The organism is Arthrobacter sp. 9MFCol3.1 (assembly GCF_000620385.1).
Classification (GTDB): domain Bacteria; phylum Actinomycetota; class Actinomycetes; order Actinomycetales; family Micrococcaceae; genus Arthrobacter.
Genome location: NZ_KK211131.1, coordinates 446,392 through 463,479, shown reverse-complemented (window position 1 = coordinate 463,479; position 17,088 = coordinate 446,392). Strand labels below are relative to the sequence as shown.

15 protein-coding genes are annotated in these 17,088 nt (G+C 67.5%); 11 read left to right on the top strand and 4 right to left on the bottom strand.

Features of this window, described 5'->3' with window-relative positions; genetic code table 11:
• Positions 1 to 28: 28 nt before the first annotated feature.
• From C560_RS0119500 to C560_RS0119485, 4 genes are all read left to right on the top strand, one after another.
• Positions 29 to 1,375, top strand: coding sequence for an acyltransferase family protein (locus C560_RS0119500; RefSeq protein WP_081801769.1), 1,347 nt, complete (start codon positions 29 to 31; stop codon positions 1,373 to 1,375).
• Positions 1,372 to 1,716: a GNAT family N-acetyltransferase gene (locus C560_RS0119495; RefSeq protein ID WP_026539466.1), complete on the top strand. Its 345-nt coding sequence runs from the start codon at positions 1,372 to 1,374 to the stop codon at positions 1,714 to 1,716. Before C560_RS0119500 ends, C560_RS0119495 begins: the two co-directional genes overlap by 4 nt.
• A gap of 125 nt (positions 1,717 to 1,841) precedes the next feature.
• Positions 1,842 to 2,606, top strand: coding sequence for a hypothetical protein (locus C560_RS22470; RefSeq protein WP_043423426.1), 765 nt, complete (start codon positions 1,842 to 1,844; stop codon positions 2,604 to 2,606).
• 25 nt (positions 2,607 to 2,631) lie between these two features.
• Positions 2,632 to 3,414: an SDR family NAD(P)-dependent oxidoreductase gene (locus tag C560_RS0119485; protein WP_026539465.1), complete on the top strand. Its 783-nt coding sequence runs from the start codon at positions 2,632 to 2,634 to the stop codon at positions 3,412 to 3,414.
• Between the two features lie 102 nt (positions 3,415 to 3,516).
• Here C560_RS0119485 and C560_RS0119480 read toward each other — a convergent pair whose 3' ends face one another.
• Positions 3,517 to 5,007, bottom strand: a complete 1,491-nt coding sequence (locus C560_RS0119480) for a helix-turn-helix domain-containing protein (RefSeq protein ID WP_026539464.1) — start codon at positions 5,005 to 5,007, stop codon at positions 3,517 to 3,519.
• Between the two features lie 120 nt (positions 5,008 to 5,127).
• On the opposite strand from C560_RS0119480, the gene pxpA reads away from it, so the two are divergent.
• The 6 genes from pxpA (at position 5,128) to C560_RS0119450 (ending at position 10,807) form a co-directional block, all read left to right on the top strand.
• Complete coding sequence (gene pxpA / locus C560_RS0119475; protein WP_051082321.1) at positions 5,128 to 5,883, top strand: 5-oxoprolinase subunit PxpA; 756 nt, start codon at positions 5,128 to 5,130, stop codon at positions 5,881 to 5,883.
• 43 nt (positions 5,884 to 5,926) lie between these two features.
• Positions 5,927 to 6,172 (top strand): acetyl-CoA carboxylase, encoded by a 246-nt coding sequence (locus tag C560_RS0119470; RefSeq protein ID WP_018774875.1) that lies wholly within the window; start codon positions 5,927 to 5,929, stop codon positions 6,170 to 6,172.
• Complete coding sequence (locus tag C560_RS0119465) at positions 6,169 to 7,524, top strand: acetyl-CoA carboxylase biotin carboxylase subunit (protein ID WP_026539463.1); 1,356 nt, start codon at positions 6,169 to 6,171, stop codon at positions 7,522 to 7,524. Before C560_RS0119470 ends, C560_RS0119465 begins: the two co-directional genes overlap by 4 nt.
• Complete coding sequence (locus tag C560_RS0119460; RefSeq protein ID WP_051533282.1) at positions 7,521 to 8,432, top strand: 5-oxoprolinase subunit B family protein; 912 nt, start codon at positions 7,521 to 7,523, stop codon at positions 8,430 to 8,432. Before C560_RS0119465 ends, C560_RS0119460 begins: the two co-directional genes overlap by 4 nt.
• A complete protein-coding gene (locus tag C560_RS0119455; RefSeq protein ID WP_026539461.1) occupies positions 8,422 to 9,381 on the top strand; it encodes a biotin-dependent carboxyltransferase family protein in 960 nt (319 codons plus the stop codon). The genes C560_RS0119460 and C560_RS0119455 overlap by 11 nt, the downstream gene beginning before the upstream one ends.
• 94 nt (positions 9,382 to 9,475) lie before the next feature.
• Entirely contained in the window at positions 9,476 to 10,807 is a 1,332-nt protein-coding gene (locus tag C560_RS0119450; RefSeq protein WP_018774871.1) for a purine-cytosine permease family protein, read from the top strand.
• 86 nt (positions 10,808 to 10,893) lie between these two features.
• Here C560_RS0119450 and C560_RS0119445 read toward each other — a convergent pair whose 3' ends face one another.
• Together C560_RS0119445 and C560_RS0119440 are read right to left on the bottom strand one after the other, a co-directional pair.
• A complete protein-coding gene (locus C560_RS0119445; RefSeq protein ID WP_026539460.1) occupies positions 10,894 to 11,934 on the bottom strand; it encodes an FUSC family protein in 1,041 nt (346 codons plus the stop codon).
• 240 nt (positions 11,935 to 12,174) lie between these two features.
• Positions 12,175 to 13,776, bottom strand: a complete 1,602-nt coding sequence (locus C560_RS0119440) for an MFS transporter (RefSeq protein WP_018774869.1) — start codon at positions 13,774 to 13,776, stop codon at positions 12,175 to 12,177.
• A gap of 370 nt (positions 13,777 to 14,146) precedes the next feature.
• Between C560_RS0119440 and C560_RS23145 the strand changes: the two genes are divergently transcribed.
• Entirely contained in the window at positions 14,147 to 14,404 is a 258-nt protein-coding gene (locus C560_RS23145) for a hypothetical protein (protein WP_026539459.1), read from the top strand.
• 25 nt (positions 14,405 to 14,429) lie between these two features.
• On the opposite strand, the gene C560_RS0119430 is transcribed toward C560_RS23145, so the two are convergent.
• Positions 14,430 to 17,051 (bottom strand): ATP-dependent DNA ligase, encoded by a 2,622-nt coding sequence (locus C560_RS0119430; RefSeq protein ID WP_026539458.1) that lies wholly within the window; start codon positions 17,049 to 17,051, stop codon positions 14,430 to 14,432.
• Positions 17,052 to 17,088 lie beyond the last annotated feature (37 nt).

Sequence of the window (17,088 nt, the reverse complement as noted above, 5' to 3'; positions counted from 1 at the left end):
AACACAGCCTGCCTTCCCGAGGGGTGCCATGCTTGCGCAGCAGCGGCCAGCCGGCGGCCCGGCGCCGATGCCGATGCCGGACCGCGACCCGGTGATCGATCTTGTCCGGTTCTTTTGCCTGGCGTTGGTGGTGGTGGCCCACACCATGATGGTGAGTCCCGTGCTGCACCCGGACGGCACCGTGACCTCCGAAAACACCCTGGGCGATCAGCACTGGTTTGAACCGGTGGTGTGGGTCTTCCAGATCATGCCGCTGTTCTTTGTGGCCGGCGGCATCACCGGGCTGCAGTCCTGGCGCCGGCTCCGCGCCAGGGGCGGCACCGCCTTCGATTTCATGCAGGGCCGGCTGCTGCGCCTGATCCGTCCGGCCGCCGTCCTGTTGGCGGTCATGTTCCTTGGCCTGTCGGCGGCCCGCCTCGCAGGGGTTGACCCCCAGGTCATCGGGCTGCTCACCAGCGGAGCCGGCATGCCGCTGTGGTTCCTGGCCGCCTACCTCGCCGCGCAACTCAACCTTCCCTGGCTGGCGGCACTCCACGCCCGCGCGCCGTGGCTGACCCTCGCCGGTCTCACCGCCCTGGTGGTGACAGTCGATTGCCTGCGGGGAGTGCTGCCGCTGCTGGCATACCTGAACATGGTGTTCCTGTGGTGCGCCGTGCAGCAGCTCGGATTCATCGTGGCAGACGGCCCGCGGCTGCTGCCGGGCCGGCCGGCGCACTTCGGCATCATGGTGGCCAGCAACATGCTGCTGGGGTTGCTGGTCCTGCTGGGGCTGTATTCCGGGAACATGCTGGTGAACCTCAATCCGCCCAATGTGACGCTGCTGCTCCTGGGCATCTCGCAGGCCGCCGCCCTCCAGCTCTTCCGGCCGGGGCTGTCCCGGATCGCGTCCATGGCCGGGGTGCGCCGGATGATGGGCGTGGCCGGCCGGCGGTCCATGACTGTCTATTTGTGGCATCTGCCGCTGCTGGCGGCAATGTCCGGGGTGCTGCTGCTGACGGATTTCCCCCAGCCGGCCGGAGGGACCGCGGCCTGGTGGTGGGGGCGGCCCCTGGTGCTGACGGGAGTCATCGCGCTGCTGCTGCCGGTGGTGGCATTGTTTGGCAGGTTGGAGGAGCGTCCGACGGCGTCCGGACCGTCGCCGAGCAGGCCGGCGGCCGCCGTGCTGCTCGCCGCCGTCGCCGTTTTTGTCCCGGCAGTCAACGCGGCGCTCACCGGGCTCACGCCCGGGCTCCTCGGCGGGGGCGCCGCCTGCTTCGCGCTCGCCGTCGTGCTCCTGGGCCGGATTCCGGTTCGGCTCACAACGCCGCCTGACGGGCAGGGCGGATCGGAACCGCCATTGCCACGCCCGCCATTAAGTGCCAATGTCGAACCATGACGGAGAACTCGGCAACCACGGAAGATACCTTCGCTCCGGACGTCTCCACCACCCGGAACGACGAGCTGCACCGTTACGAACTCCGTGCCGGCGGCAAGCTTGCCGTCCAGGTGCGCTTCATCGACAGACCGGGGCATATCGACTTTATCCACACGGATACAGCAGAGCAATTCCAGGGCCAGGGGCTCGCCAAAGTGCTGGCGCACTTCGCCCTCGATGACGTGGTTGCATCCGGCAAGCGGATCATCCCGAATTGCCCGTTCATGTACCGCTACCTGCGCAAACATGAGTCGTACCACCAGTATGTGGACTGGCCGGAACGGGTCCCCGAGGGAGCCTGAGCGCCTGGCCCGGGAAGCCGGGACGGCCCCGGCGGCCTGCCCGCTTGTGAGCTGGAGAACAACCTCGTAAAGTTTGACCAGAGTTATGCAGTTGGCTCTTGGACAGGTCACTTTGGAGTACCCCCATGAACCATAAACTGCGTGTGCTTGTCCGGGTGGACGTCGATCCCGCACAGGTCACCCTCGAAATTACCGGCTGCGTTACCCAGTCTGATTCAGCAGCCCTCCTGCATATCGTGCGCCGCGCCTGCCGCCTCGAGCCGGGCGCCGTCGTGGTCATCGACCTCCATGGCGCCTCCCACCTGGACCCGGAAGTGCTGCTGGAGCTTCGACGGATCGCGGATGCCGGACACCTGCCCTCTGCCGACGCCGCGGACTCCGCAGAGGCAGGGCCGCTCCGCTTCGCCCTGGACGAGCCGGCCGTGCTGCCAATCTGCCTCGTGCACGTCGGCGCCGACGCCGAAGTCCTCGCCGGACTCGACACCGACTACCGCCCGGCTCCCGTCGCCGTCGCTGGGAACGAATACAGCGAAGCTGCCGGACTGCTCGACGTCGGGCCCGGCTCCGGACCCGGCTCCGGGCTGGCGGAGGCCAACAGCCCGCTGGCCGCGGAAACCGGCGGCGCCGACGACCTTGGCTCCATCAATGGGCTGGCGCTTTCGGAGTATTTCGAGGGAACGCTGGATCCTGTGGCCACGGTCCGGGCCCTGTCCGACACCGCGCTGTGCCAGCTCGCCGACGCTCTCTACCGCCACCTCGACACCAGCACCCCGTCTTTCGGGGCGCACACCTGGTATGAGCTTGCGGCTGAAGAGCTTCAGAACCGCCACCTGCTCGACGGCGACGACCCGGCAGGGGACGAACTGGCGCAAGACACGGCCCTGGCCTGAGCCGGGACGAGACTAGGCTGTCGCTATGAACCCTCAAACAGCCTCTACACCCGGCAGTACCGCCCTGGTCACGGGCGCGACGGCAGGCCTCGGCGCCGAGTTCGCCCGCCAGCTTGCCGAACAGGGCCACCGCGTGGTGCTCGTGGCCCGCGACGCCGGCCGCCTCGCGGCCACGGCGGCCGAGCTGGAGAACAGCTACGGGTCCGCGGCGGAGACAATCGCCGCGGACCTGACCGACGACGCCGGGATTGCGGCCGTCGTCGCGCGCCTCAGCGACCCGGCCCGGCCGGTGGAGATCCTGGTCAACAACGCGGGAATCGGCCTGCTGCGGCCCTTCGAGGACAACGACATTGCCGAGGAAAAGAAACACCTGAAGCTCCATGTCGAAACCGCCATGGAGCTCAGCCATGCCGCCCTGCAGGGCATGCTCGGGCGGCAGTCCGGCAGGATCATCAACGTCGCCAGCGTGGCGGCCTTCCTGCCCCGCGGCACGTACTCCGCGGCGAAGGCCTGGCTGCTGAGTTTCTCGCGCTCGGCCAACATGGCCTACGCCGCGCGCGGGGTGAAGGTCACCGCCGTGTGCCCCGGCTTCACCCACACCGAGTTCCACGACCGGATGGGGATGGACAAGACGGCGACGCCGCGCTGGATGTGGCTCGAGGCCCGGCAGGTGGTCAGCGAGGGACTGGCGGACAACGCCAAGGGCAAGGCCGTCTCGATCCCCAGCAAGCGCTACAAGGTCCTGACCTCGGCTGCGCGGGTGCTGCCGTCAAAGCTCGTCGCCGGGCCGGCGCGGCGCGCCAAGTAGCCGCCGGGCCGCGGCCTGGCCTGGGCGGACAGTTCCTGGGCGGACAGGTCCGGCACGGACCTTGCCGACAGTGCGGGGCGGTCACCTCGGTGTCGGCGGTGATCAGGGCGCAGCATCGGTGATGCGGACGGCCAGCATGCTGGTCGTGAGCCCCTCCAGGGTGTCCAGGCGGACGTTCAGCAGCCGCGACATCAGGGCCAGCCGCTTGCTGAGGGTATTCCGGTGGATATACAGCACCTGGCAGACCCTCGATGGCTGGGCGTCGTGGTCGAGGTAGGCCCTGAGCGTGGGCAACAGCCGGCCGTTGTTGGCACGGTCGTACTCCAGGAGCGGCGCGAGCAGATTCTCCGCAGCGGCGTGGGCGCCGCTGCCGGCCGTGGCCACCACCAGGGACTCGATGCTCATCGGGGCCGCGATGGTGGGCTCGCCGACCTGCCGGACCAGCCGCTGGGCATGGGCGAGGCCGAGCCTCAGCTCATCGACGCTGCGCAGTGGCCCCTTGATGACGAGGGGGAGCCCGGGAACGATCTGCCGGAGCGAGGCCAGCAGCCGGTCCGGAATCACTTGCCAGTCCGCCGCGGTGTCCGTCCTGGCCTGGGCGAGGGCGTAGACCGAGCCGCGATACGTGAAGACATGGGCATTGTTCAGGTGATCCTGTACGGCCAGCCGGATCCGCCATGCGTTCGGCAGCTGGGTCCTGTCCGGCTCGGCCGCCAGCAGGAATGTGGGGGCGTGCGCGTCCAGCCCCGTGGCGCGGAAGGTCCGTGTCAGTTCTTTCAGGGCCACACCCTGCCAGTCCTCCAGCTGGAGCATGAGCCGCTCCAGCTTCCCCTGGTGCGGGGCCCCGGCCTTGAACGCACTGTTTAGCTGCATCGCAAGAATGGAGGACGCCGGCCCGATCAGGGTTGCGAGCGGTTCCCCGGTGGTCCCGCCCCGGACCACCAGCTGAAAATGATCCGTGCCGCCGGTGGGGAGCGCGAAGCTGGACCCCGGGGCCCCGCGCCCATCCTGCCGGAGGTCCTCGGCCGTCCAGCGTGAACCGGCGGGCCAGCAGCTGACCAAGGCGCCGGTGGTGTCAAAGACGGCGCATTGTCCGTCCGCCGCCGCGGCCACCTGCGCCAGCACGGCCCTGAGCGACCCGCCGGATCGCGCCGCCTTGGCGCACCTGTCGGCCAGCTCCCACGACTGCCGGGTCAGGGCAAACCGCTCGGCTTCCAGGACGCTCGTGACGAAGCGCTGCAGCTGGAGGGCCGGGACGACGCTCGGAACCTCCAACAGGGGAATCTGGTGGGCCTTGGCCGCCTCCACCAACGGCTTTGGAATCAGCCGGTGGGCTACTCCCGTCACGAATGCGATGGCGCAGACGGGGACGCTGGCCAGCCGTTCGACATAGGCATCCCACGTCCGCTGGTCAAAGAAGTTGAAGCCGATCCCGTGGGTGATCAGCAGGCAGTTGGCACCCAGGAAGGGGGTGGGGTCCAGGAACTCCGCCGGTGCGCTGTAGCTGATGGACGTCGCCAGGCTCTTGGCCGTGGAAGGTGTGTGCAGCCTGAGCTGGAGTGAATCCTCCGCCAGCAGGTCCGAGACTTTCATCGTGCCCTCCCGGTGCGCCGTCGCCGTCCGAATTCGGTGTGCATCTTGCACATTTGCTCTCCAAGTTAGTGGACGTTTGCCCACTATGTAAGGGATGGGGCAGTCCCTACTGTTGAACGCATGAACAATGTTAATGTGGGCAGCGTCACAGCTGGCATCGAGATAAATTCGGACCTGGGCGAGGCCTTCGGGCTGCACAGCTTCGGCAATGACCGGGCGCTCATGGAAATCATTGACGTGGCCAACGTGGCCTGCGGTTTCCACGCCGGCGATCCGGACACCATGGAGGAAACCGTAGCCGCCGCCAAGGCACACGGCGTACGGATCGGTGCGCACCCGGGCCTGCCGGATCTGACCGGCTTCGGGCGCCGCGAAATGAAACTGACTCCGGCCGAGGTCGAGTCCCTCATCCTGTACCAGACGGGTGCACTGGTCGGCTTCCTGAAGAAGGCCGGAGTGGAACTCAACCACATCAAACCCCACGGCTCCCTGTACGGGATGCTCTCGCGTGATCCGGAGCTGATGCGGTCCGCCGCGAAAGTCGCCGCACTGTACGGTGTCCCCATCTTCGGGCTTGCCGGCACCGCGCACGAAAGCGTCTGCGCGGAGATGGGGGTGCCGTTCGTCGGCGAACTATACGTGGACCTGAACTACAACCCCGCGGGCCAGCTGATCATCCAGCGCCGGCCCGAGGCCACGGACCCCGCCAAGGCCGCCGAACGCGTGCGCCGGGTCCTGGACGACGGTCTCGTGGAGACGTCCGACGGCTCGACCGTGGGCATCGACTTCACCAGCATCTGCGTCCACTCTGATGCCCCCAACTCGCCGGCCGTGGCGCAAGCCGTGCGGGCGGCCCTCGGCGAACGGCAGCCGTGACCTGTCACGCACCGCCCACCCCACCGCAACTGAAAGGCACACCATGTCACACCAAGTCACCTCGCCGCTTCCCGGAGTGTTCTACCGCAAGCCCGGCCCGGACAAGGATCCCTACGTGCAGGAAGGCGACGACGTCGAGGCGGGCCAGACGATCGGCGTCGTCGAAATCATGAAGCAGTTCAGCGAAGTCAAAACAGAAGTGGCCGGGAACCTGGTCAAGTTCGAGGTGTCGGATTCAGGCACGGTCAATCCGGGTGACGTGATTGCAGTGATAGAGGAAAAACCATGAAGAAACTGCTCATAGCCAACAGGGGCGAGATCGCCGTACGGATTATCCGCACAGCACGCGAACTGGGGATACGCACGGTGGTGGTGGCGAGCGAACCCGACGTCGACGGGCTGGCTGCCCGCCTTGCGGATGAATACGCGGTCATTGGTCCCGCCCCCGCCAGCCAAAGTTACCTGAACCACGGCGCCGTCCTGAAAGCGGCAATCGACTTCGGCTGCGACGCGGTGCACCCCGGCTACGGCTTCCTGTCCGAGAATGCGGTGTTCGCCCGGGCCGTCATGGAAGCCGGGCTCATTTGGGTGGGCCCGTCCCCGGAAGCCATCGAGCTGATGGGGGACAAGGCGCGGGCACGGCAGGCGGCTGAGGCCGCGGGCGTTCCCACCCTCCGCGGGACCCACGGGGAGGCCCCCGCCGGCGACGCGTTGCTGGAGATCGCGGCCGAGATCGGCTACCCGCTGGTGGTCAAGGCGGCCGCAGGCGGCGGCGGGCGCGGAATCCGTCTCGTGACCCGCGCGGAAGACCTGGCCTCGACCGTCGACGTGGCGCAGGCCGAAGCTGCCGCCGCGTTTGGCAGTGCCGCCGTCTACCTGGAGAAGTTTGTGGAACGCGCCCGGCACGTTGAGGTCCAGGTCCTCGGGGACGGCACCAACGTCGTCCACCTCGGTGACCGGGACTGCTCCATGCAGCGGCGGCAGCAGAAAATCCTGGAGGAGGCCCCCGCCCCTGACCTGCCGGACGCCGTCCGCAAGCACATGCTGGATTCCTCGGTGGAGCTTGCCAGGCAGTGCCACTACAAGGGACTCGGCACTGTCGAATTCCTCTATGACGCGGTCAACCACGAAGTCTCCTTCATCGAGATGAACACCCGGCTCCAGGTGGAGCACCCCGTCACGGAGATGGTCACGGGCCTTGACCTGGTCCGGGAACAACTGCTCATCGCCGCCGGTGAGCCGCTTCGGATGCGCCAGGAAGACGTCGTCTTCCGCGGCCATGCCTTCGAGTTCCGGCTCAACGCCGAAGACCCGGCCAAGGGGTTCATGCCCAGCCCCGGGCTGCTGGAACGCCTCGACTGGCCGGGCGGTCCCGGTGTCCGCATTGACTCCGGGTTCGTTGCCGGATCCACGGTGATGCCGTTCTACGACTCGCTCCTGGCGAAGATCATTGTCTGGGACGAAACCCGGGACGAGGCCATCGGGCGGTCCATCCGGGCCCTGGACGAGATCACGATCGAGGGCGTGTCGACCACCATCCCGCTGCTGAGCGCCGTGCTGCACCGGCCGGAACTGAAGTCGGTGGAGCACCACACCAAGTTCATCGAGACGACCCCGGAGATCTTGGGTGGGCTGTCATGAGCGACACCCTGAGCGCCGACTCGCTCAAAGGCACGGCACGCTATACCTGGGGCGGCGACGAGTTCCTGTTCGTGGAAATCTCCGAGGCCATGAGCCTGGCCGCGAACTTCAAATCCAACTCGATGGCCACCCGGCTCGGTGGCCGGGCGCTGGCCGGCGTGACCGAAATCTGCCCCGCCAACGCGTCCCTGCTGGTCCGCTTCGATCCTGACCTGCTGGACGCGGCGGACCTCGAATCCGCCATGCGGGAGATCGAAGTCGAAGTGGACAACGCCTCCCACCCGGTGCTGAACACCCGGCTGATCGAGATTCCGGTCTGGTACGACGATCCGTACACGCGGGAAACCGGTGCCCGGTTCCGCAGCGGTCACCAGCGGCCGGAGGGGACCGACCTGGACTTTGCGGCCGAGGTCAACGATCTCTCCGGTGCCGACGAGTTCATCAGGCGCCACCACAGCAGTCCCTGGCTGGTCTCCATGGTCGGGTTTGTGGCCGGTCTGCCGTTCATGTTCCAGATGGTGCCGCGCGAGCAGCAGCTGGAGGTGCCGAAGTACCTGAGCCCGCGCACGGATACGCCTCCGCTCACCGTCGGTCACGGCGGCTGCTTCGCCTGCATCTATTCCGTCCGCGGGGCCGGCGGCTACCAGATGTTCGGGATCGCGGCGGCTCCGATCTTCGACCCGGCGCAGTCCCTGGCCGATTTCAAGGACTTCATGGTCTTCTTCAAACCCGGCGACATCGTCAAGTTCCGCCCCGTCGATGAGGACGAATACAAGAGCATCAAGGAACAGGTGGACGCGGGAACCTTCGTCTACAAGCAGGTGCCGGTCACCTTCGATCTGGCCGAGGCCCTCGGCGACCCCGAGAGCTACAACACCAAGCTATTGGAGAACCTCAATGACTCTTGAGATCTTGGAACCAGGCCTCTCAACGACGGTCCAGGACCGGGGAAGATTCGGCCACTACAACGTGGGAATCCCACAAGGCGGCTCCATGGACCAGCTCTCCGCGGAGATCGTCAACGCCCTGGTGGGCAACACCGCCGAAGAAGCGGTGCTCGAATGCACCTATCTGGGCCCGAAATTCCGCACCTCCGTGCCCGCGGTGATCGCCGTGGGTGGCGCGCCGGTGGAGGTGAAAGTCAACGGAGCCACCGCCCCGCAATGGGAGGCCATTGAACTGGCCGCCGGGGACGAGGTCTCGTTCGGATTCCTTCAGCGCGGCACCCGGTACTACGTGGCAGTCCGGGGCGGCATTGACGTGCCGCTGGTGCTAGGGAGCCGTTCCACGTACGCCCTTGGTGCCTTGGGCGGCTATGAGGGCCGCAAGCTCGCCGCCGGGGACCAGGTCCCTGTGGGCGACACGGCATCCGGGGAGGTCCTGGGCGCGATCGCCCCGGAGCTGCGGCCGGCATTCCCGGCCGAAACGGAGATCCGGGTCCTTCTGGGCCTCTACGACCACCGGCTGACTGCGGCCGGACTGGCGACCCTGCTGGAGTCGACCTGGACGCTCACTCCGGTGGCCGACAGGACGGGCCTGCGCTACAGCGGGCCGGAGGTCGAATGGAAGGAGCGGGAGCAGCCCTTCGGTGCCGGTTCCGATCCCTCCAACATCGTCGACGCCGGATACGCGGTGGGTTCCATCCAGATCCCCGGCGGCAAGGAGCCGATCGTCCTGCACCGCGACGCCGTGTCCGGCGGAGGCTACGCCATGGTCGCAACCGTCATCAGCGCGGATATGGACTCACTTGCCCGCAGCGCACCGGGGACCAAGACGCGTTTCGTCGCGGTGAGCATGGAGGAAGCCGTCGCTGCCCGTTCGGAAGGGAAGGCCCTCCGCCGTTCCATCTGGGGATAACCAACGCCCCACAGCCCCGTGGCGCCCGCCCCAGGCTGCACAATTGCATCACTACAACACCAGAGGTGTCGCTTTGTCGTACTCAAATTTAGTAATGCCTGCCGACCAGCGGGTCGGCAAATGGTCGCTGACCATGGCCTGGTGGGCCCTGTTCTCGGCTATGTTCTGGATCTACGTGGCAGTGGCCTCGGCCGGGGCCGTCGGGGTGCCCAACACCATCATCGGCATGGTCCTCACAATCGCCACGTACGGGATCATCAACCTGGTGCTCTCGCGCTACGCGGCCCGCACCGGCCTGACGGTGAGTGTCTTCTCCCGGACCCTGTTCGGACTGCTGGGATCGGCGCTCGCGTCACTGATCTTCGCGGCCACGGCCATCTACTACGCCGTCTTTGAGGGTTCCATCATTGCCGTCGCCTTCCACGAATATTTCGGCGGCGAACTCGTGCTCTGGTACGCCGCGGTAGTGGTCTACGCCGTCCCCCTGGCAGTCGGCGGTGTCCAGCACTGGCTGGACCGGCTCAATGGGTTCCTGCTCCCGTTCTACTTCGCCGGGCTCGTCGCAGTGGTCATCGCCGCGACCCTGATTCAGGGCGTGCCCACCAACTGGATCGGCGAGGCCGCGGCAAGCTCCGCACTGCCCGGCTGGCTGACGTCCTACCTGATCTATATGGGCGTCTACATCATGATGATGTACACCTTCGACTATGCCCGGATGGGAAAACGCCAGGACCGCAAATTCCTCGGCAGCGTCACGTTCGGCTGGGTGTTCTATGCCTTCACGTTCGGGTTGAACGGCCTGGTCGGCATCTACATCATGAGCGCGTGGGGCCTCGAGGCGTCCGAGACGGGCGTGGTCACGGCGTTCATATCCTCGCTGGGTGTCTGGGGGCTGCTGGTCATTTTCATCTCGCAGACCCGCATCAATACGGCCAACTACTTCCTCGCGTCGACGAACCTCTCGGCCTTCGCCCACCGGGTGTTCGGCCTCAACCTGCCACGGTATGTCTGGGTGATTGTCTCCGGAGTGCTGGCGTTCCTGCTGATGCTCACGGACGTGTTGAGCTACCTGCTGAAGGCGCTCGCCTGGCAGGGCGTCTTCGTCACGGCCTGGGTGGCGATCGCGCTGACGTACATCGCCGTGAACTGGAAAGAGGAGCGGTACTTCCCGGAAGTCCGGCCGGGCCGGCTGAAGCCGGTCACCGCCGGAGCCATCGCGTGGGTGGTTGCCTCCGCCACGGGCATCATTTTGACCGAGCAGACGGCGCTGCCCGTGGTCTCGCAGCTCACTCCGATGATCACCATGGCGCTCGCCGCCGGCTTGTACTATGCCGCGTACAAGCTCTCCCCGCCCCCGGTCATGGACGGACACAGGGACCTCTCGCCCGAGGAACATGCCGAGCTGCTGGCGGCCGAGCCGCAGTAGCCCGATCGCGCCAGGGCGGCTGCCCGCCTCTTCTCCCGCGGCAGAGGCGGGCGGCCGCATGACGTGCAGCGACGGCGGCGGGACCGTTACCGCCGTCGACGGATCAACACGACGACGGCGATCCCGACGGCGGCGCCCACCAGTGTCTCGACGGCCCGTTCGGTCACCAGCACGCCGGGATCGGCCGGCGCGGCGAGTTGTCCGACCAGCAGGATCACCGGGGTGAAGGAGACCATGGCGAGGCCGTAGTGCCGGGTCATGAACAGCTCAGTGCTGAACTGCAAGACGATCACCAGGCAGACCAGGACGGCGGCCTCCTGACCGGGGAAGGCCAGCAGCGGTGAGCCCGGCCACGGGAACAGGACCGCCGCGACCACCACGAGTCCGGCCAGTGTCCCGACGATCCGGTGGACGCCGCGGTACACGCTGCTGGGGAGGTCCGCCCCGGCAAGCGGTACCGCCGCCGCGGCCATGGCCCAGTGCGGGTGGCCGCCGCCACTGAGGACCCCCAGGATCCCCGCGCCGCCAACGGCGGTGACGTAGCGGGCGGCATGCAGCCACGCCGCCCGGCGGCCTGCCCCGCGCAGCACCGTGACGTCCCGCCGCCGCCCGCGGTGCCAGGCGCGGCCGACAAACCAGCCGCCAAAGCCGACCATGATGGAGAACGCGGCCGATCCCGCGGCGATGAGAACGCCCGTCTGCCAGGGGTCGGCGGCGGGAACGGAGGCGCACGCGCCCAGGGCCAGGATCCCGAAGAAGGGACCGGCGGGTTTCAGGGCCGTCCTGTCCGTGAACAGCGAGCCCACGCCGGCAAACGCCGCCTCAATGATCACCAGGGCCCACGAATGAATGTGGTGGACAGAGAGGAAGACGCCGACTCCTACGCCGGCAACCAGGAGGACAGCAGCCTGGCTTTGATGGCGGAGCCGGAGCTGGTGAGGCTCGGTGCGGCCGTACATGCCGGTCAGCGCGCCGAAAACGGCGTAGCCGGCCAGCTCGGGGCGGCCGGCCGCCAGGAGCGCCAGGGACGGAACGGCCACGCTGATCGCCACCCGCCACGCCGACACGTGGTCCTTGTTGGGCGGGGCCAGGCTGTGCAGCGAGCGGATGTGGTGCAACAGGGACATCTCAACTGCCTCTCCGGTTTCCCGGGTTTCTCCGGTTCCCTAACTTTCGCGGGGTGCCCGGGCTTTCCCGGCTGTCCCGGGCTTTCCCGGCTGTCCCGGGAGCTGATAGTGGTTCGGACACGCCTAAGGCCTGCCCGGATGCGTCCCCCAACGGGTAAGCATCCGGAACAGGCCTCAAAGGGCGGGGCTGTCAGCTACGTAGCCTGGGCTACTGCTGCCGGTCCGGTCGGACCAGCAGGCTTAGGCGTTGGCCGGGACTTTCTCGGCTTCCCCGCGCCCTGCGGTGGAATCGACGGCCGGTGCGACCATGGGCATGTCCATGTGTTCGAGGTCGATCAGCGGGTTCTCGTCCTGCGTCGCGACCAGCTCGCGGGCCTCGGCCTGGGTGTCCACGCTAGGCATGGAGCCGGGCAGCGGCATCTGGGCGGATTCCTTCAGGAAGTAGATCGCTACTGCGCCGATCGCCGAGGTGGCCATCAGGTAGTAGGCCGGCATCATGTCGTTGCCGGTTGCGCTGATCAGGGCGGCAACGATGAACGGAGTGGTGCCGCCGAAGATGGCCACCGAGAAGTTGTACGCGATGCCCATGGCGCCGTAGCGGCTGGCCGTCGGGAACTGGGCCGGCAGGGCCGAGGCCAGGTTGGCCACGTAGAACGTCACCGGGAAGGCAATCAGGGAAAGGCCGGCCAGCGTGGACCAGATTTCACCGATGCCGATCAACAGGAAGGCGGGGGTGGCGAGGACGACGGTGCTGATGGCACCGATCCACAGCACCGGGCGGCGGCCGATCCGGTCAGAAAGCTTGCCGGTCAGCGGGATGCAGAGGCTCATGATGACCAGCACGGGGATGGTCAGCAGCGTGCCGTGCAGTTCGTCGTAGCCCTTGGACTCCGTCAGGTACGTCGGCATGTAGGAGGTCAGTGCGTAGCCGGCGGTGTTTGCTGCCGCGACCAGGATCATCGCGACGATGAGGGAGCGCCAGTACGCCTTCACGATGCCCACCGGGCCCTTGGAGGCTGCGGTGTCCGCGGCGGTTGCGTCCTTGGCGAGGTTCTCCTGGGCATCGAGGGTCGCCTGGAACTGGGGGGATTCCTCGATCTTGCTCCGGAAGTACACGGCGATCAGGCCGAGCGGGCCGGCAATGAGGAACGGGATGCGCCAGCCCCACTGCTCCATGGTGTCCTGGCCGAGGGTCAGCTGCAGCACCGAAACGAGGGCCGCGCCAAGGGCGAAACCGAGGTAGCTGCCCATGTCCAGGAAGCTGGCGAAGAATCCGCGGCGCTTGTCCGGGGCGTACTCGCTCACGAAGGTCGTGGCGCCGGCGTATTCACCGCCGGTAGAGAAGCCCTGGATAACTTTGAACAGGACCAGCAGGACCGCAGCCCAGATGCCGATCTGTGCGTAGCCGGGCAGGAGCCCGACGGCGAAGGTGCTGGCGGCCATGATCATCAGGGTCGCGGCGAGGACCTTCTGGCGGCCGATCTTGTCGCCCAGCCAGCCGAACACGACTCCGCCGAGGGGGCGGGCAATGAAGGTGGCGGCGAAGGTTCCGAGCAGGAACAGGGTCTGGACGGACTTGTCCGCTTCCGGCAGGAACACCGGTCCCATGGTGGTGATCAGGTAGCCGAACACGCCGACGTCGTACCACTCCATGGTGTTACCCACGATGGTGCCGCCGAGTGCCTTCTTGAGCATCGGCTGGTCGACGACGTTGACGTCGGACTCGCGGAGTCGACGGCGACGTAGCTTCGGTTTCTTCACACCCTTGGGTGCGCCTTGGTTGGTTCTGCTGGCGTCGATGACGCCTGCTGAAGAGTCGGTCGTGCTTCGGTCTGTGGGCATTTGGGAAGCTCCTAGGGAGATCATTTGCTTGCGACTTGTAGCTGCCCCGCTCTGGGCAGGCTTTCAATTTTACGGGAATTCTCTGGAGTTTCCGAGTTGCGTGCCGTATGATCGCCCATTTCGGGTGCTAATTGGGGGCAATTCACCAATTTCTTTTGCCCGCTTTCGCCGCGCGGTTACTGGGAACCGGCCATCGCTGCGGCACCGCGGCCAAAATTTTCCGTGCCAGCCCTCAGATGCGGGGGTTTTCGGCCGGATTCGGGCCGGCGGAAAGTCCGACGGCGGGCGCTACAGACATCTCATCGGGGCAGTCCTACGATTGATGGACACTTCATTTCACAGCGGTTAATTACAGCGGAAAGGAAGATCAATGGCGGATCATCAGTTCGGAGAAGAAATCGAGCCCGAGGTCGCGAGCCATCTGGCGCAGTCCATGGCTGAAGCCCCCGGACCCGAGACCCTGCATCCCGCTCCCCCCGGGCCTGGCCAGGGACAGCAATGGCCGGACGGCAGCGGCAAGCAGCGGCACCCCAAGGACCGCGACAGCGCCCGCGGGCGGCAAGGCCAGCAAGTGGCCGCCGGAGCCATGCACCGGCAGAGCCGTCCGCAGCTGCCCCACCACGACTAGCCCCATCGCGGCCGGACCCACACGACTAGGGGCCGGCGGCAGGGTCGGCCACGACGTCGGCTGGCGCCTTATCCAGGCGCCAGCCGCGCCACACCGGGTGCCGGAGCTTCCCGCTGCCGGTCCATTCCCCGAAGGTGACCTCGCCGACCAGTTTTGCGCTCACCCAGTTGGCGTCCGCGGCGTCAGCGTCCGGCACCTCCCGGAACGGGGAGGTCTTCCGTGGCAGGGCGTCGAGTTGCTGCCGGAGCTCCTTGAGTTCACGGGTACTGAAGCCGCTGCCCACCCGGCCCACGTAGCGTAGCTTCGAGCCGTCCGGAATCCCCAGCAGCAGCGAACCCACGGATTCCCGGCGGCCGCCCTTGCCGGGCCGCCACCCGCCCACCACCACTTCCTGGGTCCGTTCAACCTTGAGCTTGAGCCAGGACCGGCTGCGCTGGCCGACATAGCGCCCGTCCGTGCGCTTGGCCATGACCCCCTCGAGCCCGAGCTCGGCGGCGCTTTCCAGGATGTGCGCGACGTCGCCGTCGATCACGCCGGAGAGCTCCACCGGGGCGGCGGAAGGGCGGAAGAACTGCTCCAGCCGGCGGCGGCGCTCACTCAGCGGCTGGCGCCGCAGGTCCTGGCCGGCGTCGAACAGCAGATCGAACAGCATCAGCCGCACGGGCGTGGATTCCTGCGCCCGGGCGACGTCGGCGGCCTTGCTCAGTTTCATGCGGCCCTGCAGCAGCCCGAAGTCGGGCCGGCCGGTGCGCCCGACGGCGATGATCTCGCCGTCGGCGACGAAGCCCTGTTCCGGCCAGCGGGACCGGTCCGTGAGTTCGGGGTAGCTCACCGACATGTCGATGCCGTTGCGGCTGATGAGCCGGATCTTCGTGGCGTCGCCGATGACCAGTGCCCGCACTCCGTCCCACTTGAGCTCGATCTGCCAGTCCAGGTCCGGAAGGTCCGCCAGGGTCCCCGACGTGGCCAGCATCGGGCTGAATCCGGAGGCGTCGGGGGCGCGCTCGGCGCCGGCGCCGGCTTCCGCTCCGTCCTCGCGGCGGCCGCCGTCCCCGTCCCCATCGGCGTCCTTCGCTGCCTCGTCCGCCGCATCGTCCGCTGCGTCGTCCTCCGCATCGTCCGCTGTGCGTGCTGGGCGCCGCGGGCCTTGGCTGCCGTGCGGGCCCGCCGGGTCCATCAGGTGGATCAGCCATTGGTCATCGGCCTGGCCGGTGTGGATCAGGGCGAACCTGCGCGGTCCGCCGAGGCCCCCGCCCTCCGCGCCGGTCAGGGTGGCGATGACTTCCTTGCCCGCGATCCATTTTTCGCATTCGTAGTGTCCGTGGTCCCAGATGCTGACGGTTCCGGCGCCGTATTGGCCCTTGGGAATCGCACCTTCGAAGTCGGCGTAGTCCATCGGGTGGTCTTCGGTCTGGACCGCGAGGTGGTTCTTGGTTTTGCTGGTCGGGACGCCCTTGGGCAGTGCCCAGGACACCAGCACGCCGTCGCGTTCCAGCCGGAAGTCGTAGTGCAGCCGGCTGGCGTGGTGTTCCTGGATGACGAACTTCTCCCGGCGGGTCCCGCCCTCGTCCTCGGCCCGGTGCCGGTCGGCGGTGAAGGGCTCGGGAGTGGCCGCCCTGTCCCGTTTGGTGCGGTACTTTTCCAGCCGCGGGTCGGTGTCGCCGCCGTCGCCGGCCTGCTCGGGAGAGATGTCAGCCCTTCCCCCGAGCGGTTGGTCAGGCGGATGGTCCGCCCGGTGGTCCGGCGGGTGCGGTGAGTGCGGCGCCGGGGTGCCGGCGCCATGCCGGCCGCCGGAAACCGGGGCGAACGGATCCTTGCCGGCCGCGACGCGCTTCATCACCTCCTGGTAGTCCAGCTGGTGCAGCGAAGGGGAGCTGAGTTCCCGCCACGTGCGCGGCGCGGCCACCGTGGGCCGGAGCCGGCCGCGCAGCGAGTACGGCACGATCGTGGTCTTGGCGGCGTTGTTCTGGCTCCAGTCCACCAGCACCTTGCCGGTGCGCAGGGCCTTTTTCATGTCGCTGACAGCCAGATCCGGGTGGTCTGCTTCGAGCGAGCGGGCCAGTTCGCGGGCGAAGTCGGAAATCTGGTCCGAGCTCTGCGACCCGTCCAGGGCCGCGTAGAGGTGGATGCCCTTGCTGCCGCTCGTCACCGGCACGGGGTCCAGGCCGACGTCCTGCAGGATGGTGCGGGCCAGCCGGGCCACCTCCACGCACTCCGCCAGCCCCGCGCCCTCGCCCGGGTCCAGATCCAGCACCAGCCGGTCAGGCGGCGACGCATTGCCGTGGGAGTCAACCCGCCACTGCGGCACGTGGATCTCCAGGGCTGCGATCTGGGCCAGCCAGGTGAGGGTGGCGGGATCATTGACCAAGGGATATTGGATGGTCCGGTCCTTGTGCGTGATCGAGGCGCGGGGCACCCAACCGGGTGTTGAGTGGTCCAGGTTCTTCTGGAAGAACATCTCTCCCGGGGCGTCGGCGGTCCCGACGCCGTGGACCCAACGCTTCCGGGTGGCCGGCCGGTTGCGGGCGGCGGGGATCAGCACGGGCGCGACGGCGGCGTAGTAGGCCAGGACGTCGGCCTTGGTGGTGCCCGTCTCCGGGTACATGATTTTTTCCAGGTTGGTGAGCACCAGTTCGCGTCCGTCCACCCGGACGCGTTCCTTACCGTTGGGCAAAACCCTTCAC